This is a genomic window from Oceanicaulis sp. UBA2681 (genome assembly GCF_002354675.1).
In the GTDB taxonomy this organism is placed as follows: Bacteria; Pseudomonadota; Alphaproteobacteria; order Caulobacterales; family Maricaulaceae; genus Oceanicaulis; species Oceanicaulis alexandrii.
The window spans coordinates 39,263-59,308 of record NZ_DEMB01000004.1 but is presented as its reverse complement, the minus strand read 5'-3'; the positions used below and the strand labels follow the sequence as shown (position 1 = coordinate 59,308).

Here is a 20,046-nt window from a genome sequence, read left to right as displayed (position 1 = left end):
TTCATGGCCTTATCCCAACTCATCTACACCTCTTATCCCAGCTTTCCGATCCGCCCCGGCTCGCTCACAGGTCCGTTGGGAGAGATCATGAATGCGGGACGCGATCACAATTCTCGCAATCAGATCAGTGGCATTCTGGGCGTCGAGGTGAACCGCTTCTTTCAGATTCTTGAAGGTCCGACCGCCAAAGTCAAAGAAACCTTTGAACGAATCCAGCATGATAAAAGGCATTTTGGCGTTCAACTCAAACACTTCGACGAGCTTGAAGAGAGAACCTTCAAAGACTGGTCTATCGGCTTCGCCGCTCCTGCATATCTGCCCGCTTGGGAACCCGCCCAGATCGACTTTGATACGGTGAGCGTTCAAACCATCATCAATCGCGGGCGCCTTCTACGACGCCATGGCGTTATCGCGGAAGCGGGTCTGGAGACCCCTAGCGCATCAGGATTCTGAAATCACCGACATCGCGGATGGTCTCTTCATAGACATGCTGTTTAATCGGTCGATGATGGCTATGTAGCGCTGCCCCGCCCTGGTCATCCGGGATCGCAGTTGAAACAGCCTGATAATACGCCTCGCCATGTGGCGTGCTTGACCGCCAGGTATTTTCGACCAGAAGCACTTCTCCATTGAAAGCGCCCACCTGCCTGAGACGCTGGAAATGATCATCTGCGTCTTCACCCAATACGCCGTCCAGCCGATCTCCGGGCTCAACCAGGGCGTAACTCCCCCCCAGCGCTCTGAACCCTTTTGAAAATTCAATGAGCTCGACTTCATTTCCCCTGCCCCGGATCAAGCTCACAAGCGTCGGAGACGTACGCACAGTCAGGCGCCACCGATCAAAGGAATACTGAAACCGGACATCTTCGAGCAACCGCATGATCCGGGCATGCAGGTGAAAGGATGGCTGCTGGGCGCCGGTTTCAATTCTCGAATAATGAGCTTGGCTAATGCCGAGTTGTTCCGCCACCGATGCTTGTTTGGCGCCCGTCTCTCGCCGGAACGCCTGCAACAGTTTTCCAACCTCGGTATCTTCCGATTTAATCAAGCACCACCCCCCTGTTTTTCTAGGAGTGATGTGGTCTAAAGACCTACAATCTCAAGGTATTTAATATACACAAAATTAATGTGGATTACAGAATCTTAATGTAAGGCGCTCGTGGGCGCTATCCCGCACATCCCCGCCTCAAGCCACTGAAGGCGCTCTGGAATTCAATGATTATCATTCACGTCATGCTGGCGTTGCCTGTCACCGGCTCAGCACCGCTGCATGTCGCTCTCTGATTACATCTGCAACCTGTAGCCCCCACTCTCGGTTATCAGGAGCCGGGCGTGCTGGGGGTCGGGCTCGATCTTTTGACGTAGCCGATAGACATGGGTTTCCAGCGTGTGGGTGTTGGCTTCGCGGTGATACCCCCAGACCTGATCAAGCAATTCCTCACGCGCCACAGGCTGACCCCCGGCTCGATACAGGTATTTGAGAATATTGGTTTCTTTCTCGGTCAGACGCGTCTTTCTGTCCTCACCGTCCACCAGCAGCTTCATGCTTGGCTTGAACCGGTAAGGACCAACCTGCAGCACGGCGTCTTCGCTTTGCTGATGCCGGCGTAATTGCGATTGCACGCGCTCGAGCAGCACCACGAAGCTGATCGGCTTGGCCAGGAAATCATCCGCGCCAGAGCGTAAACCCAGCACGTGATCGGCGTCACCAGACTGGGCGGTGAGCAGAATGATCGGGGTGTTCACGCCGTCCTTGCGCAAATGGCGGCAGGCTTCGCGGCCATCCATATCGGGCAGGCCCACATCAAAAATGATGATGTCCACCGGCTCGGATCGAGCCAGCTCCATGCCCGGTTTGGCGGAGTCGGCGGTGAGCACCTTGAAATCATCTTCAAAGCTGAACTGCTCGGCCAGGGCTTCGCGCAGATCGTCATCATCATCAACCAGAAGGATCGTTTTCTTGTTCGTCATGGCTTTGTCTCCAGTCGGGCGAGGCCCGGCAAACTGCGCCCACCGGCCGCATTTCGCCCGGTAAGCCTTGCCCGTCCGCACCCGTTTGCGCAACGTCTAACGCGCAATCTCAATACAAGGCGGGTGTACTCCAAACGGCGTGAAACTTGCCTGACGCCTTTGTGAGCCTTGCGAATTTTTTCGTGAGGCCGCCCGCCGTGGTGGGGGAGGCGAACGGGGTACGCTATCGCGTTGTCAAAAGGCGAAACGCACCCCGTCGCCGACCCTCTTACGGCGCCCATACTCCGTTTCACATACGTGTTAGTCCGTGCACAGGCTGGAGATCTTTAATGACGGTGTATAGCGCAAGCGCGCGGCAGGCCGCCCTGGTCGGCCCTGAATTTGACGCCCCGTGCGCTTTGGGACGCTCAGGCGTGATCGCCGCCGAACTCAAATCTGAAGGCGACGGCTCCAGTCCGATCGGGCGATGGCGGGTGCGCCGCGCCTATTGGCGGGCTGACCGCATCGACAAGCCTGAGACCGCGCTGGTGATCGATCCGATCCGGCCTGATGACGGCTGGTGCGATGCGGCGTCAGATCCGGCCTATAACCTGCCTGTGCGCCTGCCTTATCCGGCGTCGTGTGAGACGATGACGCGTGAAGACGGGCTGTATGATCTGGTGGTGGTGCTCGGACATAATGACGATCCGCCCCAACCTGGCGCCGGCTCCGCCATCTTCCTGCATTGCGCCTCGCCGGAGTTCAAACCCACAGAGGGCTGCGTGGCGATTGCCCGCGACCAACTCATTGAGCTTGTCAGCCGACTGACAACCGATGACTGGATCGAGATCGCGCCCTAGCGCTTCACCCGCTCGCCAAACAGCGCCGAGCCCACGCGAACCGATGTCGCGCCCAGACGCACGCCCAGCTCGAAATCCGAACTCATCCCCATGGACAGCTTTGTGACCGCGGCACGCTCGGCCAATTTGGACAATAGGGCGAAATGGGGCGCTGCGGGCTCTTCAACGGGCGGAATGCACATCAGCCCTTCGACGGGCAGATCGAGATCTCGGCGGCAATGGCGCACGAAATCAACGCACTCCCCTACCGCAAGGCCCGCTTTCTGGGGTTCGTCACCGGTATTGACCTGCACATAAAGCGAAGGCCGGCGGCCGGTTTTCTCCATCGCCTTGACCAAGGCGCCCGCCAGCTTCTCGCGATCCAGCGTTTCGATGACGTCAAACAGGGCGCAGGCGTCTTCCGCCTTGTTGGTCTGAAGCGGTCCGATGAGGCGCAACTCCAGATCCGGGTAGGCTGTACGGCGATCGCTCCAGCGAGCTTGCGCCTCCTGCACCCGGTTTTCACCAAAAATGCGCTGGCCGGTGGCCAGCATGGCGTCAATCCGCTCATCAGGCTGAACTTTGGAGACGGCGACCAGATCAATCGCATCGTCGGAGCGCCCCGCCTGCTTGGCCGCTTTGGCGATACGGGTCAAAATCTCGGCGCGCGCTGCGGCGATGCCGTCTATGGAAGTGGGATAAAGGTCTGTCATGGCGATGACTGGGTATGACGGCGCAGCCCGTCTGGCAAGGCTGGCGGACGCATTGGACGGACCGCGAGCGGGTTTGCCGGGCCTGTTTTGCTTCACCGATCCCAACCGCACGCCCGATTTGAAAGCTCTCGCCCACGCGCTTCCAGAACAAGCAGGCCTGATTCTTAGGCTGTTCGGCCGGGACAACCTCCACGCGCAAGCCGCAGAACTGGTGACAATCCGACACGATAAAGGCGGACTGTGCCTGATCGCGGCGGAACCTGATCTGGCTGCAGAGGCCGGGGCTGACGGCGTCCACTGGCCGGAACGCTGGCTGACCGGCGCCAATGTCAGACGCTCACACGGGTTGATCTCCACCAGCGCGCATACGCCCTCAGCCCTGCGCCGCGCTCAGACGCTGGCGGATCTCGCCTTCGTCTCCACGGCATTCGCTTCTGAGAGCCCCAGCGCCACACGCCCGATGGGCGCGTTCAGGCTGGCCGCCTTCGCACGCCATGCTGAGATGCCTGTTTATGCGCTTGGCGGCGTCAACATACGCACCATCAAACGGCTAAAAGGCTTGGGAATTTCAGGAATTGGCGCGGTCGACGCCGTGTCAGGCCATACGCAAACCTAGAAGCGGAAGGCGGACTCAAACCGGATTTCCGGCGCTTTGTCCTCGCCGTTTTCACCAAACACCTGCTCTTCAGGAGAAGTGAACCGCACCTCGCCGCCAAAGCGGAAATGGTCCGAAAACTCGATAAAGGCGCCGGCGCTGAAGTCTTCCAGGTCCACGCCCTGATCGCCGCGCGCCGGCGCGGTGTAGCCCAGCGTCACACCCCAGCGGTCGCCTGCCTGAAGCTGAAACTCGTCAGACGGCTGAGCCCAGACCGACCGCGTGGCCGACGGGGCAAGCGTAAACCGCTCATACCAAGGCAGCGCAGAAGCCGAACCGCGATCATCAATGACGGTTGGACGAGACGGCAAGTCCACCGGATCAGACATCACGGCGTCGGGCGCCGCATCCAGCGCGTCAAAGGTCCGTAGAGACAGCGTGAACGGCTCAAGCACAGGGGCCAGGCTGGCGCCCCCGGTCAAGGCGAACGCATTGTCGGAATTGGACTCTTGCGCATACGCCGTGGTTCCGGCGCAAAGAGCGCCGGTGCACAGCAGAGTCGCAAGGAGCGTCTTGAAACGCATCAGTCCATCCAATCCTATCCAAACTCAAACATAGCGTAGCCCTGTGACGCTTGTAAGGCGCCGAAAGAGGCCGACCGGCACAATCCGCTTTGGGCGTGTCAAAAACGCAACCCTGTCTCTACAAGCACTTGAACGCTGTCGCGATCCGCGCCGTTCGCACGTTCACGCACCGTCATGAGCCCAACTCCCAATAACCCGTTCGCGCCAACCAGCCGGGACGCGCCGATGAGCGCGCTGACACTCTCGGCGCCCACCAATTCAGACCGGCCATACCCAAGCTCGGCGCCATAGACCCAGTCGCCTTGCTCATACGCCAAACCAAAGCCAAAACTGTCGTATTCCGCGTCCAGATAGCCGTCTGACCCGGTCAGACCAGACAGGCTGAGCGTCAGATCGCCCGCCTCGCGCACCAGGTCCGCCCGCAACAGCCAGGGATCATCAAACAGGCTTGCGGCCGGACCTTCCGCCTGCGCGGATTCATACCCGAGTGATGCGCTCCACCGCACGCCGGTTGACGGCAAGCGTCGGTCAAAACTGGCCGCCATCGACCAGATCGCGCTCAAATCGGCACGTAGAACCTCAGCTCCGGCCGGATGACAACCCTGCGCACAGGGATCACTGTCTGGCGCAAAGGATGCTGACACCCGGAAACCGACAAGACGTCGCGATTGAATGGACACAATGGGCGCAGCATCCGCCAATGTCAGACTCGTATCCGCCAGATTCAGACCGCTCAGGTCAAACACCCCGCCCTGAGCGCGGGTCAGGCGAAACGCATGCAGCGGCTCTGACGCTTCCAACTCTGCAGCAGACTCGCCCAATCCGGCGCGAAGCTTCACCCACCGTGTCTGGAGATAGAGCTGCGCCTGTTCAGCGATGAACCGCGCACTGGCGTCATCAAGCCCCGCATCGCCTGACAAGCCCGTCAACAGGCCTGCAATCGGACGGCCATTCACGCGAGGCCCGGTCAGGCCGGAACGCGCCAAACCGCGCCGCCCGTCCGAGCTGGTCAGACGCGCTTCAAGCTCGATTCCATAGCGCCAGGCTTGCTCTGTGAGGGTTTCACTGGAGCCGCGCAGCGTCAGATCGGCATAAGGCGAGTCTTTTCGAACTGCGGATTCTCCGACCCCGACGACGAGATCAACATCCGCTTCAAACTCAAAACGTGTTTCAGAGAGAAAAGATGAGCGCGCCGGAGCGTCCTGGCTCCAGGCTGATGTCGGCGCGGCCACGAGCCCGCCTGAGAAGACGCCTAAAATCAGCGCCTTACGGATACAGGTCATAACTCGTGGCCTCGCCGAACGGCCCCGTCCCCCCGGACGTGCCCTTGTTTTCTCCGCCTAACCGATGCTGACCGTCAAGCTGACAGGCCCAATCAGACGGCGGAACTGAATATTTGTGACATGAAAACAACAGCTGTACCGCCAAGAGCGCCAGCCTCAAGACTGGCGTCAGCGCACCGGCATGCTATAGAGCAATAAGATAAAGACGCGTCGGAAACCGGCGCTAAACCGCTTGGCCGGGAGCCGTTTACATGTTGTTTCGCCGTTTGATCACTCCGTTCGCCGTCGCCGCTTGTGTGATGAGCCTGGCTGCTTGCGCATCGCGTGGCGACAACAGTCAGGATCGTGGTCTTCTGGGCGGCGTCTTCGGCGGCGGCGGACAGGTCAGCGATGCGCCTGAAGCCGGCATCGGCGTGAACAGCTTCCTGTGGCGGTCTTCACTCGAAGTTCTGTCCTTCATGCCGCTTTCTGAAGTCGATCCGTTCGGCGGCGTCATCATCACCGACTGGTACGCCAATCCCGAAATTCAGAACGAGCGCTTCAAAGCCACGGTCTACATTCTTGATACCCGCCTGCGCGCCGACGCCCTGTCCGTGCAGCTGTTCAAGCAAGTGCGCGGCGCCGATGGCGGCTGGGCGGACGCTGAGGTTGATCCTGCAACCCGCATCCAGATCGAAAACGCCATTCTGACCCGTGCACGCCAGCTGCGCATCCAGACCATTCAGGACTAATCCGCACAGATGCTGTCCTTGCGCCCCTCCCTGCTACGCACTGGCGTTCTGGTGATCACACTGATCGGCCTGTCCGCCTGCGGCTTCAAACCGCTTTATGGGGGCGCGGGGTTCAGTCAATTGCCCGGGCTCGAAGTCAGCCGCGGACAAGAGCGCGTGGACTATCTGATCGAGGACGCCCTGCGTGATTTTCTGGGTGATGGACGCAGTCCCTATCACCTGACTCTGACCAATGAGACGACGCAGAGCTCTCTCGGTCTGAGCGCGACCGGCATTGCGCGCCAATACGCTCTGGTCATCACGACGACGTATACGCTGACCGACGCTTCAGGCGCAGTGATCACGGAAGGCCGGCTGCGCGAAGAATCTCTCTTCGACGCTAGCTCAGATCCCTATTCGCTCGTCTCCGGCGCCTCGAACGCGGAGGAGCAGGCCTCTGAAGCCATGGCTGAACGTCTAGTGCAGGAGATCGCCGTCGCGCTGCGTCAGCGCGAGGCGACAGCGAACCGGTGAAGCTCAAGCCCCGCGATGCGGACCGGGCGCTGTCCAAGCCTGATGGCTCTTATACGATCTATCTGATTTATGGGCCGGATCTGGGCATGGTGCGTGAACGCGCCGATACCCTGGCCAAAGCGCTGGTCAAGGATCCCGACGATCCGTTCGCTGTCACTCGCCTGACCGATGATGACGTGAAAGCCGATCCCGCTGCGCTGGCCGACGCGCTTGCAGCTCTGTCGATGACCGGGGATCCGCGTCTGGTGCGCTTGCGCCTGTCCGGCGATTCTGCGCCCGTCGCCCGTCTGCTGACTGAAGTTGATGACGGCGTAACGCCGTCAGAAGCCACTTTGGTGATTGAATCAGGCGATCTGAGGAAAACCTCAAAACTCCGCAAGGCCGCTGAAGACGGCAAGCGCAGCCTCGCTGCGCCCTGCTATGCCGACAATGCGCGTGATCTGATCGGCCTCGCTGAAGAGATGTTTCGCGCCGAGAGCCTCTCCCTGGACCCGGACGCGCGCGCCATGCTCGCGCCCTTTCTGGAAGGCGATCGCGCCCTGGCGCGCAGCGAGGTGGAAAAACTCATCCTCTATAAAGGTCTCGCCGCGCAACGCGATGGAGAACCCGCGCAGATCACTCGACAGGATATCGCTGACATCTCGGCCGTCGGCTCAGAAGCCGCCATGGACCAGATCCTGGATCCAGCGCTCGGTGGAGATGTGCGCGCAGCGGACGCCGCCTATGCCCGCGGGCTCTCCGCCGGTCTGAACCCGGTCGGCGTGCTGCGGGGCCTGCAACGCCGCATCGACCAGTTTGACACCTTCCACACCGGAGGCGGCGATGCGGGCGCTTTGGCCCGTGCGGGCGCTCCGCGCTTCGGACCGCCGGCCGATCAGTTCAAACGCTCAGCACGACTGTGGACCGGACGGCGTCTGGACCAGGCGCGCAAATATGCCTTTGACGCCGAACGCGCCGTCAAACGCTCGGGTGCCCCAGCCGAGGCCATTGTGGGGGATCTGATTTTGCGCCTGTCTCGCGCCGCCGCAAATGCGCGCCGATAAGTGATTTTATTTCAGTAACTTATAGAGAAATTTCTCTGAGAGCGCCTGAAATTTCGACAGACGTATCTGTCTACGCATCACGCGCTCTCAGCGAAGTTGATTTTCGCGCTAATAGGCGCCTGATCCGGTCTGGCTGAGCCGACGACACACATCATCAAGTTGCTCGAGGCTGGAAAAGCGGACACGCAGCTCGCCTTGCTCGCCCTTCGCCTTGATCTCGACCGCCAGGCCAAGCCGGCTGGAGAGATCCGCTTCGAGCGCTCGCGTATCCGCATCTTTGGGCTGGGACCCGCTGGACGCCGACTTGCGCTCCGGCGCCTGGCCTGAGGCGTTCCGCGCCAGAGCTTCCGCAGCGCGCACTGACAAGCCGTCACGAATGATCTGTTCGGCCAAGGCTTCAGGATTGGGCGCTGTGGCGATAGCGCGCGCATGCCCGGCGGTCAGACTGCCAGCCTCCAGATGCGCAAGCACCGCTTTGGGCATCGCCAGAAGTCGCAGGGTGTTCGCCACATGAGCGCGCGACTTGCCGACCGCCTTGGCCACGTCTTCCTGAGTATGACCAAACGTCTCCACCAGTTGACGGAAGGCGCGCGCCTCTTCGACCGCATTGAGATCCGCCCGCTGGACGTTCTCGACGATCGCGATTTCCAAGGTTTCGCGATCGGTTAGCTCACGAACCAGACACGGGACTTCATGCAGCTGCGCGCGCTGCGCCGCCCGCCACCGGCGTTCACCGGCGACAATCTGGTAGCGCTCGGTCTCACCCGACATCGGACGCACCAGGATGGGCTGGAGCAGGCCTTTCGTCGCGATGGAGTCACTCAGCTCGGCCAGATCAGCTTCGGTGAAGGTCTTGCGCGGCTGGTCAGGATTGGGCTGAACCAGTTCCACGGGCAAGATCTGCACCCCGTCCCGGCTGGAGCTGGACCGCTTGGCGTTGGCGGTGTCCGCGCGGATGGCGTCCGCCTCTTCCCCTTCGCCCAGCAGGGCGGACAGACCTCGGCCCAGACCGCGGCTCGGCTTGCGTTCGTCTGCACTCATGCCGGGGTCAGCGCGTCAGCTGCGCGCCGCTCCTGCTTGACCACTTCACTGGCCAGTTTGAGATAGGCCTGCGCCCCGGCGCATTCGAGATCGTACAGCAAAACCGGTTTGCCGAAGCTCGGCGCCTCAGACACCCGAACATTACGCGGTATGACCGTCTTGTAGACCTTGTCTCCGAAATGCTCACGCACATCGGCGGCGACCTGAGATGAGAGGTTGTTGCGGCGGTCATACATTGTCAGGACAACACCTTGAATTTCCAAGGTTTTGTTCAAGTTTCCGCGAACAAGATCAATCGTCCGCATCAGTTGGGTCAGACCTTCCAGCGCAAAGAACTCCGTTTGCAGCGGCACCAGCACGGAATCGGCCGCCGTCATGGCGTTCACCGTCAGAAGATTGAGAGAGGGCGGGCAGTCGATCAGGATGTAATCGCAATGCTCGCCCATGCCTGAGAGCGTCCGGCGGAAACGGTCAATCGCATGCCGCAACCGATAGGAGCGACGCGGCGCATCCGACAGTTCAAGCTCGGCGCCCGACAAATTCTCATCAGAGGGAATGATCGCCAGGCCCGGCACATCCGTGTCGATCAAAGCGTCCTGCAACGGACGCTCATCAACCAGCACGTCATAGGAGGTTGCTCGCCGGTCTGCCCGGGAGACGCCCAGACCCGTGGACGCGTTACCCTGCGGATCCAGATCGAGGACGACAACCCGTTGACCGATGGCGGCGAGCGCCGTGGCCAGATTAATGGCGGTCGTGGTCTTGCCCACGCCCCCCTTCTGGTTCGCGACGGCGATAACCTTGGGCGGCGCGATGCGAGAGCTTTCAGACACGAGCAAGTCCCCTGATTTTAAGAATAGCGGCCTCGGGCGATGTACGGCTCGGCAAGACCTCTGCCTCAAAAGTCCAGCTTTTCCGCGCCTCGGTCAATTCCTCATTATACCGTGCGCCCTTCGGAAGCAGGGCTACAGCCCCTTTTTCCACAAATGGATGGACATAGCCGAGCAATTTGCCCAAAGGCGCCATGGCGCGGGCGGTGACGACATCCATTTCAGGGACAGGATGGATCGATTCCACCCGGTCTGCACGCGCAATCGCGGGGGCTTTGGTTTCCCGGATGACCTGGTTCACGAACGCCATTTTCTTGGCGACAGAATCCACCATCAACACATGGCCCGCCTCAACGCCACGCTCCATCAAGCCGAAAGCGATGGCGAGACCCGGAAAACCCGCCCCGGCCCCCAGATCCGCCCAGCGGGCGGCGTCTGGCATCAACTCCAGCACCTGCCAGCTATCCAGCGCATGACGATGCCAGAATTCGGCCAGCGTCCCCCGCCCCACCAGATTGGTGTGGGCGCTGGTCTCTTCCAGAAGCCGCCGCCAGGTTTCGAACCGCTCCAGTGTTTCACGTGAAACACCGGTTTCAGCCTGAAACTGCTCAGGCCCGTAGCTCATCTCGCTCATGCGCTCTGCGCCCCGGCCGTCCGACGTTTCAGATGCGCGAGGAGCGCCGTCAGGGCGCCAGGCGTAACGCCTTCAATGCGAGCCGCTTGTCCCAGCGTGGCAGGGGTCGCCGCAATCAGCTTTTCACGTACTTCATTGGAGAGCCCGCCCACGTCCGAATAGTCAAAGCCGGTGGGGATCCGAACGCCTTCATCGCGTTGGAACGCAAGAATGTCCAATTGCTGACGCTCGAGATAGCCATGATAGACCGCATCGATCTCGATCTGCTCAGCCACACGCGGCTTGATCTCGCTCAATTCAGGCCAGATCGCCGCCATATCACTCCAGCCAATATCGGGATAGCTCAGCAATTCCATCACAGAGCGCCGTTTGCCGTCCTCATTGACCTTGATGCCATGACGTTTGGCTTCCGCCGGCGTCAAAGTGAGATCCGTCGCCATCTTCCGAGCCTGAGCCAGATCGGCCTGACGCTGACGCCAGGATGTTTCACGTGAAACACTCACAGCGCCCAGCGCAATCGCCTTGTCGGTCAAGCGCTGATCAGCGTTATCGGCTCGCAAGGTCAGGCGGTATTCGGCCCGCGACGTGAACATGCGATAGGGTTCGGTCACGCCTCGGGTGATCAGATCATCGATCATCACGCCGATATACGCCTCTGACCGATCGAGAATAAAGGGCTCAGACCCTAAAGCTTTCAGCGCAGCGTTGAAACCCGCCATCAAGCCTTGAGCCGCCGCTTCTTCATATCCCGTGGTGCCATTGATCTGACCCGCCAGGAACAGGCCCGGCATGGCCTTGATCTCCAGCGTCGCGCTCAGCTCGCGTGGGTCTACATAATCATACTCAATGGCATAGCCGTATCGGCGCACCTTGACTTGTTCGAGCCCCGGAATGGTGCGCAGAAAAGCGTCCTGGACCGCATCGGGAAGCGAGGTGGAAATGCCATTGGGATAGACCGTGTCGTCATCGAGCCCTTCCGGTTCCAGAAAGATCTGGTGCTGGCTTCGGTCTGCAAACCGCACGACCTTGTCCTCGATCGAGGGGCAATACCGTGGTCCCCGTCCCGAGATCGCCCCGCCATAGACCGCGGACTGATCAAGATTGTCAGCAATGATCTTATGCGTCTCTTCGGTGGTGCGCGTGATGCCGCACGCAATCTGCGGCACCGTGATCGTATCCGTGAGGAATGAGAACGGCACAGGCGTGTCGTCCGCCGCCTGCATCTCAAGCGCCGACCAGTTAATGGTCGAACCGTCCAGGCGCGCCGGCGTGCCCGTCTTCAACCGACCAAGCCGCAAACCCAGACCGTAGAGCGTTTCAGACAGGCCATTCGCAGGCGCTTCGCCGTGTCGGCCCGCCGGGATGCGCTCATGCCCGCGATGAATGACGCCTTTCAGAAAGGTGCCCGTGGTCAGAACCACTGCGCCTGCGCGATAGGCGCGCCCCTCCCCGTCAATGACGCCGCGGCACTGCCCGTTCTCGATGATCAGGTCTTCCGCCGCAGCCTCGACGATGGAGAGGTCAGACTGTGAAGCGAGCGCGGCTTGCATGGCTTCGCGATAGAGCTTGCGATCAGACTGGGTGCGGGGCCCGCGCACCGCCGGACCTTTGGAGCGATTGAGCAGTCGGAACTGGATGCCAGACGCATCCGCTACCCGGCCCATCACACCGTCCAGCGCATCCACTTCACGCACCAGATGCCCTTTGCCCAACCCGCCAATAGCCGGGTTGCAGGACATCTCGCCAATGGTCGACGCCTTGTGGGTCAGCAAAAGCGTGCGCGCGCCCAGACGCGCCGAGGCGCTGGCCGCTTCACAGCCCGCATGGCCGCCGCCGATAACAATCACGTCCCAGGGCTGCGCCTGGGCTTGGGTCTGATCAAGTCTCATGGGTCAACTCTCAGGCGCGGGGTCTCTGCGTCGCGCCGGGCCGCTTACATAGGGCGCCGGGGGTAAGGAGTCGAGATGATGTCAGATTTTCAAGGCCTGAAAATGGCGCCTATTTGCCAATGCAGAACTGGCTGAACACCCGATCGAGCACGTCTTCCACGTCGATGCGTCCCGTGAGGCTTTCCAGCGCCCGGATCGCCAGGTGCACATCGCTGGCCGCAAGCTCCGGCGCCCGTGCGAGCTGGCTCTGCGCAGCCTTCAGATGATCAAGAGCCCGCTCCACCGCCTGACGATGGCGGGCGCGAGACAAGGCTGGCGCCTCCCGGCGGCTCAATCGCTCTATGACCTGACGCTCCAACCAGCCTTCCAGGGCTGACAATCCCTCGCCGGACTTCGCACACAACTTGAACCGGGTCATACCCAGCTCATCTGATAGATGAAGCGCCTGTCCCTGATCCATCTTGTTCAGGATCAGGGCATCATTCGTACGCAGCGTTCCCAGCAACTTGTCGGGACGTGTTTCACGTGAAACATCGACGACGCCGAGCCGAAGATCCGCACGTTCCGCCCGTTCGAGCGCACGCCTGATGCCCTCCGCCTCCACCTGATCGGCCGCGTCTCTCAAACCCGCCGTATCTGCGATGATCACCGGAAACCCACCCAGAACCAGACGCACTTCAACGACATCGCGCGTAGTCCCTGGAATATCGGTGACGATGGCCGCATCTCGACGCGCCAGGGCGTTCAGCAAGGTGGACTTGCCCGCATTCGGTTCGCCGATCAGCGCGATGGAGAACCCTTCACGCACACGCTCTCCCCGCCGCCCATCATCAAGATGCCGGGTCAAAGCCTGGCTGAGCGCCTCAAGCGGAGGACCCGCCGTATCTGACAAGGTGTCCGGCACATCCTCTTCGTCCGGGAAATCCACCTCCCCCTCTATGGCGGCGAGGACCGAGATCAATTGTTCGCGCCAGTCTTCGTACAGGCTGCGCAGAGAGCCGGTCATCTGGGACAAAGCCTGCTCTCGCTGACCTTCGGTTTCTGCGTCAATCAGGTCAGCAAGGCCTTCTGCCTCGGTTAGATCCATCTTCCCGTTCTGGAAGGCGCGGCGCGTAAATTCTCCGGCTTCAGCGGGTCGTGCGCCCAGGGCCATCAGGCGATCCGCCAGCGCTTCAATGACCGCTGACCCGCCATGGACATGAAACTCGGCGCAATCTTCACCAGTGAAGCTCGCCGGGCCTTCAAACCACAGCGCCAAACCCTGGTCGATGACCGCGCCGCTATCGGATCGGAACGCCCGCAAGGCGGCCAGACGCGGCTTGGGTCGCGGCAAGCCCGCGACAGCGTCCAGCACATCTCCTGTCCGGGGCCCGCTCACACGGATCACAGCAACGCCCGCGCGACCCGGCGCGCTCGCCAGTGCAAAAATCGTCTCAATCATGAAGGAGGTCAGCTCTTGTCAGATCCTGAGCTCCGGCCAGAGGCGGCCTGGCCCATCAGACCCATCATCTGTTTTTGCCACTCGCCCCCCATGGTCATCCAGGAGCGCATCAGGGCGTCAGGCTCCATGGCGTCCATATTGGCGGACATGCGCTTGCTCATCTCTTCGACAAGCTGAGCATTGAGCCCCGTGACATCAGGCAGGCCCATAAAGGTCCGCGCCTCTTCCGGAGTGCATTCGATATTGATGTTGACCTTCATGGGGGCCTCGCCTCAGTCTCGCCGCGCAGCGGGCGAAGAATTCATCGCCTCACTGTACGCCTCCATGCGGCACATGACAAAGCCAGGCTGCCGCACCCGCTCAACACGCAAGGAGACTCGTCTCATGGCAGGATCAAACATCATCATTCATGGCCCCGACGGCGACTTTTCCGCATATCAGACCGGTGAAGGCCCCGCCCTGATCGTTTTGCAGGAAATCTTCGGCGTGAACGCCGTCATGCGAGAGCTGTGCGACGATTACGCCGCTCAGGGCTTCACGGCGATCTGCCCTGACCTGTTCTGGCGGATCGAGCCTGGTATTCAGATTACGGACAAAACCGAGGAAGAGCTGAATCAGGCGTTTGATCTCTTCGGCAAGTTCGATGTGGACGCCGGAATCCGCGACGTCGCCGCCACCATCGCCCAGCTGAGACAGAACGGCGCCCCCAAGGTCGGCGCGGTCGGGTACTGCCTGGGCGGTCAGCTGGCCTATCTCACTGCATGCCGTACAGATGCGGACGCGTGCGTGGGCTATTACGGGGTCAACATCCAGAACCTGCTCTCAGAGGCGCGCTCAATCTCTCATCCGCTCATGCTGCACATGGCTGGCCAGGATGAGTTTGTGCCGCCCGAAGCGCAGGCCCAGATCCAAGAAGAGCTGTCCCGGCATGGACTTGTCACGATTCATCATTATGCAGAGCGTGATCACGCCTTCGCCCGGCCCGGTGGCGCTCACTATCATGCCGAAGATGCGAAACTTGCCAATGCAAGATCAATCAACTTCTTGAATGATCAACTGAAATAGGAATTCTTCCATGCGCTTCCTCTTTGGCGTCAGCCTATTCGCCCTCGCCGCCTGTTCCGCACAAGCGCCGGCGCCCGAGCAAGCCGCCGAACCAGCGACGCCGTCCGAGCTCAACGCGGCGCATGCCGAAACCGCCGCAGCGGATCTGTGGCTGACCGGCGTCGATCTGCCCGCCTATCTCGACTGCGCGCGCGAGCAAGGCGTCACCTTGCTCCAGGCGCACCGCACGGGCGATCGTCCGGGCGCGGCGGAAAACTCAATCGGCGCCATGCAGGCCTCGCTTGATGACGGCGCTCTGTTCATGGAAATGGACGTGGCCAAAACTGCGGACGGCGTATTGATCCTGATGCATGACGACACCGTGGACCGCACCACCAACGGAACCGGCGTCGTCACCGAGATGACCTATGCCGAGATTTCAGAGCTGCAGCTCGTCGATGTGGACGGTCAGGTGCTGGATGAAAACGTGCCCACTTTCGCCGATGCACTGAGTTTTCTGGACGGTCGCGGCTTCGCCCAGGTCGACCTCAAGGACACCAGTTTTGAAGAGATCAGCGAAACTCTGGTCGCCGCAAACGCCGTTGATCGCTCTATCGTCATCACCTATTCGATCGAGGATGCGATCACCCTCTCCGCTCTTCAGCCTGATGTCACCCTGTCTGTGGGCGCCCGTGATGCCGCAGACCTTGAACGTCTGAGCCAGGGCGGCGTGGATTTCAGCCTGACCACGATCTGGTTGGGCGTTGGAACCGGAAACCCTGACTGGGACGCCGTCCTCGCCAATCTCGGGATCGAGACAAGCTTCGGTGATTTTGGCGGCGAGCGGAATGGCACGGTGGACTATCAGCTGCTCAGCCGAAACGGCGCGGAAGTGATCTCGGTGGACGATGTTCCAGCCGCCGCTGCAGCGCTGAACGCCGATGAAGCGTCACGGGCTCTGCTTGAGGCGTGTCCAGCGGCTCAGGGCTAGGCTCAAACCTGTTGGACAAGAAAAAAGCCGGCGAGATCTCTCGCCGGCTTTTTCATGCTCAATCCGCGCTGGCGCGCTGCCAGGCTGGACGGGTCCGCAAGCGATCAAAATACGCGTTCACCGCTTCAGGCGCGCCATCAAACTGTTTCACGATCTTCAGAAGATAAAACAGATAGCCCAAGGCGATGTCGGCGGCCGTAAACCGATTGGCCGCCAGATACTCCCGACCATCACCCAGACCGCGCTCAGCAATCAGCTTGAACTGCTTGTCGAGTTCCATGCGCGCCCACTTGGCGAGTCCTGGATTACGCTGTTCCTCAGGCAACAGCGTCGTATGCGCCAAGGTGAGATTGACCGCCATGGACATGGTGCCCTCGCTGAAATGCATCCATTCCAGATAACGGTCATAGTCAGGCTCGTCCGGCGTCACAGCGAGCTCGGTCGGCCCGTATTTGGTGACGAGATATTCCACCATGGCGACCGATTCCAGCATCACACGATCACCGTCCGTCATTGCAGGAATTTTCTGCATGGGATTGATCGCCTTGAAGTCTGCTCCGCCCATATTTCCGCGCTGGTTTGCGGTGATGGGACCAAGATTGACCAGCGTATGCGGCAAGCCCATTTCCTCGAGACACCAGCGGACGCGGACGGAGCGGGACATGGGCGCGTGATAAAGGGTGATATTCGGATCAGACATGGGTTTTCTCCCCGATACTTTAGCTTTTAAGCATTATCCATATCCCATCATCCAAACGCTAGCCCCAAACGCAAACGGCCGCCCTGAAGGGCGGCCGCTGGAACACACAACACCTTGAAATATCAGGTGTTCATGGAGTCATAGAACTCTTCGTTGCTCTTGGTTTCCTTGAGCTTGGAGAGCAGGAACTCGATCGCGTCCTGTGTGCCCATCGGATTGAGGATCCGGCGCAACACATAGGTTTTCTGCAGATCCTGCTTAGGCACCAGAAGTTCTTCTTTACGGGTGCCGGATTTGAGAATGTCGATGGCCGGGAAGACGCGCTTGTCGGCGACTTTCCGGTCCAGGATGATCTCGGAGTTGCCGGTGCCTTTGAACTCTTCAAAGATCACCTCGTCCATCCGCGAGCCGGTGTCGATCAGCGCGGTTGAGATGATGGTCAGGCTGCCGCCTTCTTCGATGTTCCGCGCCGCGCCGAAGAAACGCTTGGGACGTTGCAGGGCGTTGGCGTCCACACCGCCCGTCAGCACCTTGCCAGAGCTCGGGACCACGGTGTTGTAGGCGCGGCCCAGGCGCGTGATGGAATCAAGCAGGATGACCACGTCACGCTTGTGCTCGACCAGGCGCTTGGCCTTCTCGATCACCATTTCGGCCACCTGGACGTGACGCGTCGCCGGCTCGTCAAAGGTGGAGGCCACGACCTCGCCCTTCACGGTGCGCTGCATGTCCGTCACTTCTTCAGGGCGCTCGTCAATGAGCAGCACCATCAGATAGCACTCGGGATGATTGGTCTCGATGGCGTGAGCGACGTTCTGCATCAGCATCGTCTTACCGGTCCGCGGCGGCGCCACGATCAGGGCGCGCTGGCCCTTGCCCAGCGGAGAGACGATGTCGATCACCCGGCCCGACCGGTCTTTCTTGGTCGGGTCCTGGATTTCCATGTTGAACCGCTCGTCGGGATAGAGCGGGGTCAGGTTGTCAAAGTGAACCTTGTGACGGGATTTCTCGGGCTCTTCGAAATTGATCGAGGAGACCTTCAGCAAGGCGAAATACCGCTCATTATCACGCGGCGCGCGGATCTCGCCTTCCACCGTATCGCCAGTGCGCAGACCAAAGCGGCGGATCTGGCTGGGAGAGACATAAATGTCGTCAGGGCCCGGCAGATAATTGGATTCCGGAGCGCGCAGGAAACCAAACCCGTCCTGCAGCACTTCCAGCGTGCCGCCGCCTGAAATCTCTGCCCCTTCATCCGCAAGCGCCTTGAGAATGGCGAACATCATGCCTTGCTTGCGCAGGGCGGAGGCGTTTTCGATATCAAGGCTTTCAGCCAACTCCACCAGTTCGGCGGGCGACTTTTCCTTCAATTCCTGAAGCGACATGCGGCGGGTCGAATGGGACACGGCGTCGCTGCCGTCCTGCGGCTCGGTTTCAGGCGTATCGGTCATGGGTTTCTCAGACAGCTCGGCTCACAAGACCGGACACTGCAAGGGTCTTGCGAAACACCAGACGACGAACAGCGCCGGTCTCGGCGCAGATCGACTATGGAAATGGGTAGTCGGCTCAGGCGCTGTCCAGACATGAATGCTGGCGCGGCCCGAAGCCAAAAGGAGGGATCCTGTAAAGGAGTCACCTTTCCCTGCCACGAACCCGGGTCTGCGTCAATGATTTTTCAGGCTCAGAAAGGCTTCACGACAGCCAGCAGCACGATGATGATCACGAGGATCGCCGGGCCTTCATTCATGATCCGCCAGAACTTTTCAGAGCGAGGTCGTTCGCCCTTGGCGAATTTCTTGGCGCTCGCCGCATAAAATCCGTGAATGCCGGACATCAACAGCACCAGCAACAGTTTGAAATGAAACCAGCCCTGGCTGAACAAACTCGGATTTGCGGCGATCATCACAATCGCCAGAACCCAGACCGCAATAAGGGCCGGGTTGAGGATGATCTTGAGAAGATTGCGTTCCTGGATCAGCAACGCCCCTTCCAGCTCCCCCGCCGTCTGGGCCTGATGATGATAAACGAACAGACGCGGCAGATAGAGCATGCCCGCCATCCAGAAGATCACCGCGATGATATGCAGTGCCTTGATCACCAGATAGCCGGTGGAGCCTGGAAGAATGAAATCCATTACGCCGCAGCACCCTGTTTCAGACCCGCTTCAAGACATGGGCAGCGTCCGAACTTGCCCGGACAGATCGGTTTGCCCTGAGGCGGCTTGAGGCCGTTGCCGCCTTCAAGTGCTTCTAGCGTGATCTTGGCGAGCGCTGCAATGAAATCAGGCTGATCGCCCAGCGCCGGCACCCGGTCATAACCGCGTGCGCCATGCTCTTCGGCAAGCTCGGCGTATTCCTCATCAAGTTCCACCAGCGTCTCGATGTGCTCGGACACAAAAGCGATCGGGGTCAGAAGAATGTGCTTGTCATCCTGACAGGCGCGTTCGATGGCTTCTTCGGTGGACGGTCCGATCCATTTGAGCGGACCGACGCGGGACTGAAAACAGATCTCGTGGTTTTGCAGGTGTTCAGGCAGGCGCGCATTCACCTGGGCCACGGTCTGCTCGACCTGCCATTGATAGCTGTCGCCCTTCTTGATGATGGTCTCCGGCAGACCATGCGCCGAATACAGCACCCGCGTATTGTCTGGCTTGCCGGCTTTGTCCCAGGCCTGTTCGATCAGCTTGGCGTGAGCGGTGATGAAATCGGCCTCTTCGGGATAACAACAGATCGCCCGCGCTTCAGGTCCGCCCGCATCCTTCCACGCTTTCAGCGATGAGCCGGTCGTGGTCGTGGAAAACTGCGGATAGAGCGGCAGAAGCACAATCTCATCAGGATCATAGGCTTTCACCGCCTCAACCGATTCCGCAACAAAGGGATGCCAGTAGCGCATGGAGAGGAAACAGCGCACCTCGTCGTCTTCATTGAGATGCTCTTGCAAGGCGGCGGTGAGAGCGGTCGCCTGTTTCTGGCTTTCCGGCACGATGGGCGATCCGCCGCCCATCTTGGCGTAGTTTTCCGTCGCTTCCTTGGTCCGGGTCGTGGAGATGAACCAGGCCAAGGCTTCTCGGATCAGGCCAGGCGCGCCGATGATTGCGGGATCCCTGAACAAATTGCGCAGGAACGGCCGCACATTCTCGGGCTTGTCCGGGCCGCCCAGATTGAACAGCACCACTGCAATACGCCGCGCCATGACCTTACTCCTGTCTGAAATCAACGCCGCCGGAATGGC

Annotated in this window: 23 protein-coding genes; 8 read left to right on the top strand and 15 right to left on the bottom strand. The window is 60.4% G+C overall.

The features are described 5' to 3' along the window. The coding region (locus B3M53_RS03460) for a BLUF domain-containing protein (RefSeq protein ID WP_286799645.1) at window positions 1-453 on the top strand (453 nt) is incomplete at its 5' end. On the opposite strand, the gene B3M53_RS03455 is transcribed toward B3M53_RS03460, so the two are convergent. Then, window positions 434-1,048: a helix-turn-helix domain-containing protein gene (locus B3M53_RS03455; protein WP_273020943.1), complete on the bottom strand. Its 615-nt coding sequence runs from the start codon at window positions 1,046-1,048 to the stop codon at window positions 434-436. The genes B3M53_RS03460 and B3M53_RS03455 overlap by 20 nt on opposite strands. Before the next feature lie 236 nt (window positions 1,049-1,284). Next, complete coding sequence (locus B3M53_RS03450; protein WP_273020942.1) at window positions 1,285-1,971, bottom strand: response regulator transcription factor; 687 nt, start codon at window positions 1,969-1,971, stop codon at window positions 1,285-1,287. 329 nt (window positions 1,972-2,300) lie between these two features. Here B3M53_RS03450 and B3M53_RS03445 point away from each other — a divergent pair, with 329 nt between their 5' ends. Next, window positions 2,301-2,810, top strand: a complete 510-nt coding sequence (locus B3M53_RS03445; RefSeq protein ID WP_160092877.1) for a L,D-transpeptidase family protein — start codon at window positions 2,301-2,303, stop codon at window positions 2,808-2,810. On the opposite strand, the gene B3M53_RS03440 is transcribed toward B3M53_RS03445, so the two are convergent. Then, window positions 2,807-3,502 (bottom strand): YggS family pyridoxal phosphate-dependent enzyme, encoded by a 696-nt coding sequence (locus B3M53_RS03440; protein WP_273020940.1) that lies wholly within the window; start codon window positions 3,500-3,502, stop codon window positions 2,807-2,809. The two genes, B3M53_RS03445 and B3M53_RS03440, sit on opposite strands and share 4 nt — an antisense overlap. On the opposite strand from B3M53_RS03440, the gene B3M53_RS03435 reads away from it, so the two are divergent. Next, window positions 3,501-4,118 carry a thiamine phosphate synthase gene (locus B3M53_RS03435; RefSeq protein WP_273020938.1) on the top strand — a complete coding sequence of 206 codons (618 nt, stop codon included), beginning with the start codon at window positions 3,501-3,503 and terminating at the stop codon, window positions 4,116-4,118. The two genes, B3M53_RS03440 and B3M53_RS03435, sit on opposite strands and share 2 nt — an antisense overlap. Here B3M53_RS03435 and B3M53_RS03430 read toward each other — a convergent pair. Both B3M53_RS03430 and B3M53_RS03425 read right to left on the bottom strand, forming a co-directional pair. Continuing rightward, on the bottom strand, window positions 4,115-4,681 hold the full coding sequence (locus tag B3M53_RS03430; protein WP_156861410.1) for an NtrZ family periplasmic regulatory protein: 567 nt from the start codon (window positions 4,679-4,681) through the stop codon (window positions 4,115-4,117). The genes B3M53_RS03435 and B3M53_RS03430 overlap by 4 nt on opposite strands. Before the next feature lie 98 nt (window positions 4,682-4,779). Beyond that, entirely contained in the window at window positions 4,780-5,964 is a 1,185-nt protein-coding gene (locus B3M53_RS03425) for a porin (RefSeq protein ID WP_273020937.1), read from the bottom strand. Window positions 5,965-6,215: 251 nt separating this feature from the next. On the opposite strand from B3M53_RS03425, the gene B3M53_RS03420 reads away from it, so the two are divergent. From B3M53_RS03420 to holA, 3 genes are read left to right on the top strand one after another with little or no spacing between them, the layout of a single operon-like run. Continuing rightward, window positions 6,216-6,695: a DUF3576 domain-containing protein gene (locus tag B3M53_RS03420; protein WP_160092881.1), complete on the top strand. Its 480-nt coding sequence runs from the start codon at window positions 6,216-6,218 to the stop codon at window positions 6,693-6,695. A 9-nt stretch (window positions 6,696-6,704) separates the two neighbouring features. Next, a complete protein-coding gene (lptE, locus tag B3M53_RS03415; protein ID WP_273020936.1) occupies window positions 6,705-7,208 on the top strand; it encodes an LPS assembly lipoprotein LptE in 504 nt (167 codons plus the stop codon). Beyond that, complete coding sequence (holA, locus tag B3M53_RS03410; RefSeq protein ID WP_273020935.1) at window positions 7,205-8,251, top strand: DNA polymerase III subunit delta; 1,047 nt, start codon at window positions 7,205-7,207, stop codon at window positions 8,249-8,251. Before lptE ends, holA begins: the two co-directional genes overlap by 4 nt. Before the next feature lie 108 nt (window positions 8,252-8,359). On the opposite strand, the gene B3M53_RS03405 is transcribed toward holA, so the two are convergent. From B3M53_RS03405 to B3M53_RS03380, 6 genes are all read right to left on the bottom strand, one after another. Further along, on the bottom strand, window positions 8,360-9,292 hold the full coding sequence (locus B3M53_RS03405; protein WP_022700836.1) for a ParB/RepB/Spo0J family partition protein: 933 nt from the start codon (window positions 9,290-9,292) through the stop codon (window positions 8,360-8,362). After that, complete coding sequence (locus B3M53_RS03400) at window positions 9,289-10,107, bottom strand: ParA family protein (RefSeq protein ID WP_040705353.1); 819 nt, start codon at window positions 10,105-10,107, stop codon at window positions 9,289-9,291. The genes B3M53_RS03405 and B3M53_RS03400 overlap by 4 nt, the downstream gene beginning before the upstream one ends. Window positions 10,108-10,117: 10 nt before the next feature. Then, window positions 10,118-10,756, bottom strand: coding sequence for a 16S rRNA (guanine(527)-N(7))-methyltransferase RsmG (locus tag B3M53_RS03395; RefSeq protein ID WP_273020933.1), 639 nt, complete (start codon window positions 10,754-10,756; stop codon window positions 10,118-10,120). Next, window positions 10,753-12,645 (bottom strand): tRNA uridine-5-carboxymethylaminomethyl(34) synthesis enzyme MnmG, encoded by a 1,893-nt coding sequence (mnmG, locus tag B3M53_RS03390; RefSeq protein WP_273020932.1) that lies wholly within the window; start codon window positions 12,643-12,645, stop codon window positions 10,753-10,755. Before mnmG ends, B3M53_RS03395 begins: the two co-directional genes overlap by 4 nt. A gap of 109 nt (window positions 12,646-12,754) precedes the next feature. Then, a complete protein-coding gene (mnmE, locus tag B3M53_RS03385; protein ID WP_273020930.1) occupies window positions 12,755-14,086 on the bottom strand; it encodes a tRNA uridine-5-carboxymethylaminomethyl(34) synthesis GTPase MnmE in 1,332 nt (443 codons plus the stop codon). 8 nt (window positions 14,087-14,094) lie between these two features. After that, complete coding sequence (locus tag B3M53_RS03380) at window positions 14,095-14,346, bottom strand: DUF6489 family protein (RefSeq protein WP_022700841.1); 252 nt, start codon at window positions 14,344-14,346, stop codon at window positions 14,095-14,097. Between the two features lie 124 nt (window positions 14,347-14,470). Here B3M53_RS03380 and B3M53_RS03375 point away from each other — a divergent pair, with 124 nt between their 5' ends. Then, on the top strand, window positions 14,471-15,151 hold the full coding sequence (locus B3M53_RS03375; protein WP_273020927.1) for a dienelactone hydrolase family protein: 681 nt from the start codon (window positions 14,471-14,473) through the stop codon (window positions 15,149-15,151). A gap of 10 nt (window positions 15,152-15,161) precedes the next feature. Continuing rightward, entirely contained in the window at window positions 15,162-16,121 is a 960-nt protein-coding gene (locus B3M53_RS03370; RefSeq protein ID WP_160092889.1) for a glycerophosphodiester phosphodiesterase family protein, read from the top strand. Between the two features lie 58 nt (window positions 16,122-16,179). On the opposite strand, the gene B3M53_RS03365 is transcribed toward B3M53_RS03370, so the two are convergent. The 4 genes from B3M53_RS03365 to hemH form a co-directional block, all read right to left on the bottom strand. Further along, on the bottom strand, window positions 16,180-16,821 hold the full coding sequence (locus B3M53_RS03365) for a glutathione S-transferase family protein (protein WP_273020925.1): 642 nt from the start codon (window positions 16,819-16,821) through the stop codon (window positions 16,180-16,182). A gap of 122 nt (window positions 16,822-16,943) precedes the next feature. After that, a complete protein-coding gene (gene rho / locus B3M53_RS03360; protein ID WP_028284616.1) occupies window positions 16,944-18,200 on the bottom strand; it encodes a transcription termination factor Rho in 1,257 nt (418 codons plus the stop codon). 296 nt (window positions 18,201-18,496) lie between these two features. After that, complete coding sequence (gene hemJ, locus B3M53_RS03355) at window positions 18,497-18,949, bottom strand: protoporphyrinogen oxidase HemJ (RefSeq protein WP_022700846.1); 453 nt, start codon at window positions 18,947-18,949, stop codon at window positions 18,497-18,499. Next, window positions 18,949-20,007: a ferrochelatase gene (hemH, locus tag B3M53_RS03350; RefSeq protein ID WP_273020924.1), complete on the bottom strand. Its 1,059-nt coding sequence runs from the start codon at window positions 20,005-20,007 to the stop codon at window positions 18,949-18,951. The genes hemJ and hemH overlap by 1 nt, the downstream gene beginning before the upstream one ends. Window positions 20,008-20,046: the final 39 nt, after the last annotated feature.

Excerpts from the sequence above, each read along its gene's own strand:
- B3M53_RS03450 (WP_273020942.1), bottom strand. The coding sequence starts at position 1,971 with ATGACGAACAAGAAAACGATCCTTCTGGTTGATGATGATGACGATCTG.
- B3M53_RS03445 (WP_160092877.1), top strand. The coding sequence starts at position 2,301 with ATGACGGTGTATAGCGCAAGCGCGCGGCAGGCCGCCCTGGTCGGCCCT.
- B3M53_RS03435 (WP_273020938.1), top strand. The coding sequence starts at position 3,501 with ATGGCGATGACTGGGTATGACGGCGCAGCCCGTCTGGCAAGGCTGGCG.
- B3M53_RS03440 (WP_273020940.1), bottom strand. The coding sequence starts at position 3,502 with ATGACAGACCTTTATCCCACTTCCATAGACGGCATCGCCGCAGCGCGC.
- B3M53_RS03430 (WP_156861410.1), bottom strand. The coding sequence starts at position 4,681 with ATGCGTTTCAAGACGCTCCTTGCGACTCTGCTGTGCACCGGCGCTCTT.
- B3M53_RS03425 (WP_273020937.1), bottom strand. The coding sequence starts at position 5,964 with ATGACCTGTATCCGTAAGGCGCTGATTTTAGGCGTCTTCTCAGGCGGG.
- B3M53_RS03420 (WP_160092881.1), top strand. The coding sequence starts at position 6,216 with ATGTTGTTTCGCCGTTTGATCACTCCGTTCGCCGTCGCCGCTTGTGTG.
- lptE (WP_273020936.1), top strand. The coding sequence starts at position 6,705 with ATGCTGTCCTTGCGCCCCTCCCTGCTACGCACTGGCGTTCTGGTGATC.
- B3M53_RS03405 (WP_022700836.1), bottom strand. The coding sequence starts at position 9,292 with ATGAGTGCAGACGAACGCAAGCCGAGCCGCGGTCTGGGCCGAGGTCTG.
- B3M53_RS03395 (WP_273020933.1), bottom strand. The coding sequence starts at position 10,756 with ATGAGCGAGATGAGCTACGGGCCTGAGCAGTTTCAGGCTGAAACCGGT.
- mnmG (WP_273020932.1), bottom strand. The coding sequence starts at position 12,645 with ATGAGACTTGATCAGACCCAAGCCCAGGCGCAGCCCTGGGACGTGATT.
- mnmE (WP_273020930.1), bottom strand. The coding sequence starts at position 14,086 with ATGATTGAGACGATTTTTGCACTGGCGAGCGCGCCGGGTCGCGCGGGC.
- B3M53_RS03380 (WP_022700841.1), bottom strand. The coding sequence starts at position 14,346 with ATGAAGGTCAACATCAATATCGAATGCACTCCGGAAGAGGCGCGGACC.
- B3M53_RS03375 (WP_273020927.1), top strand. The coding sequence starts at position 14,471 with ATGGCAGGATCAAACATCATCATTCATGGCCCCGACGGCGACTTTTCC.
- B3M53_RS03370 (WP_160092889.1), top strand. The coding sequence starts at position 15,162 with ATGCGCTTCCTCTTTGGCGTCAGCCTATTCGCCCTCGCCGCCTGTTCC.
- B3M53_RS03365 (WP_273020925.1), bottom strand. The coding sequence starts at position 16,821 with ATGTCTGATCCGAATATCACCCTTTATCACGCGCCCATGTCCCGCTCC.
- rho (WP_028284616.1), bottom strand. The coding sequence starts at position 18,200 with ATGTCGCTTCAGGAATTGAAGGAAAAGTCGCCCGCCGAACTGGTGGAG.
- hemJ (WP_022700846.1), bottom strand. The coding sequence starts at position 18,949 with ATGGATTTCATTCTTCCAGGCTCCACCGGCTATCTGGTGATCAAGGCA.
- hemH (WP_273020924.1), bottom strand. The coding sequence starts at position 20,007 with ATGGCGCGGCGTATTGCAGTGGTGCTGTTCAATCTGGGCGGCCCGGAC.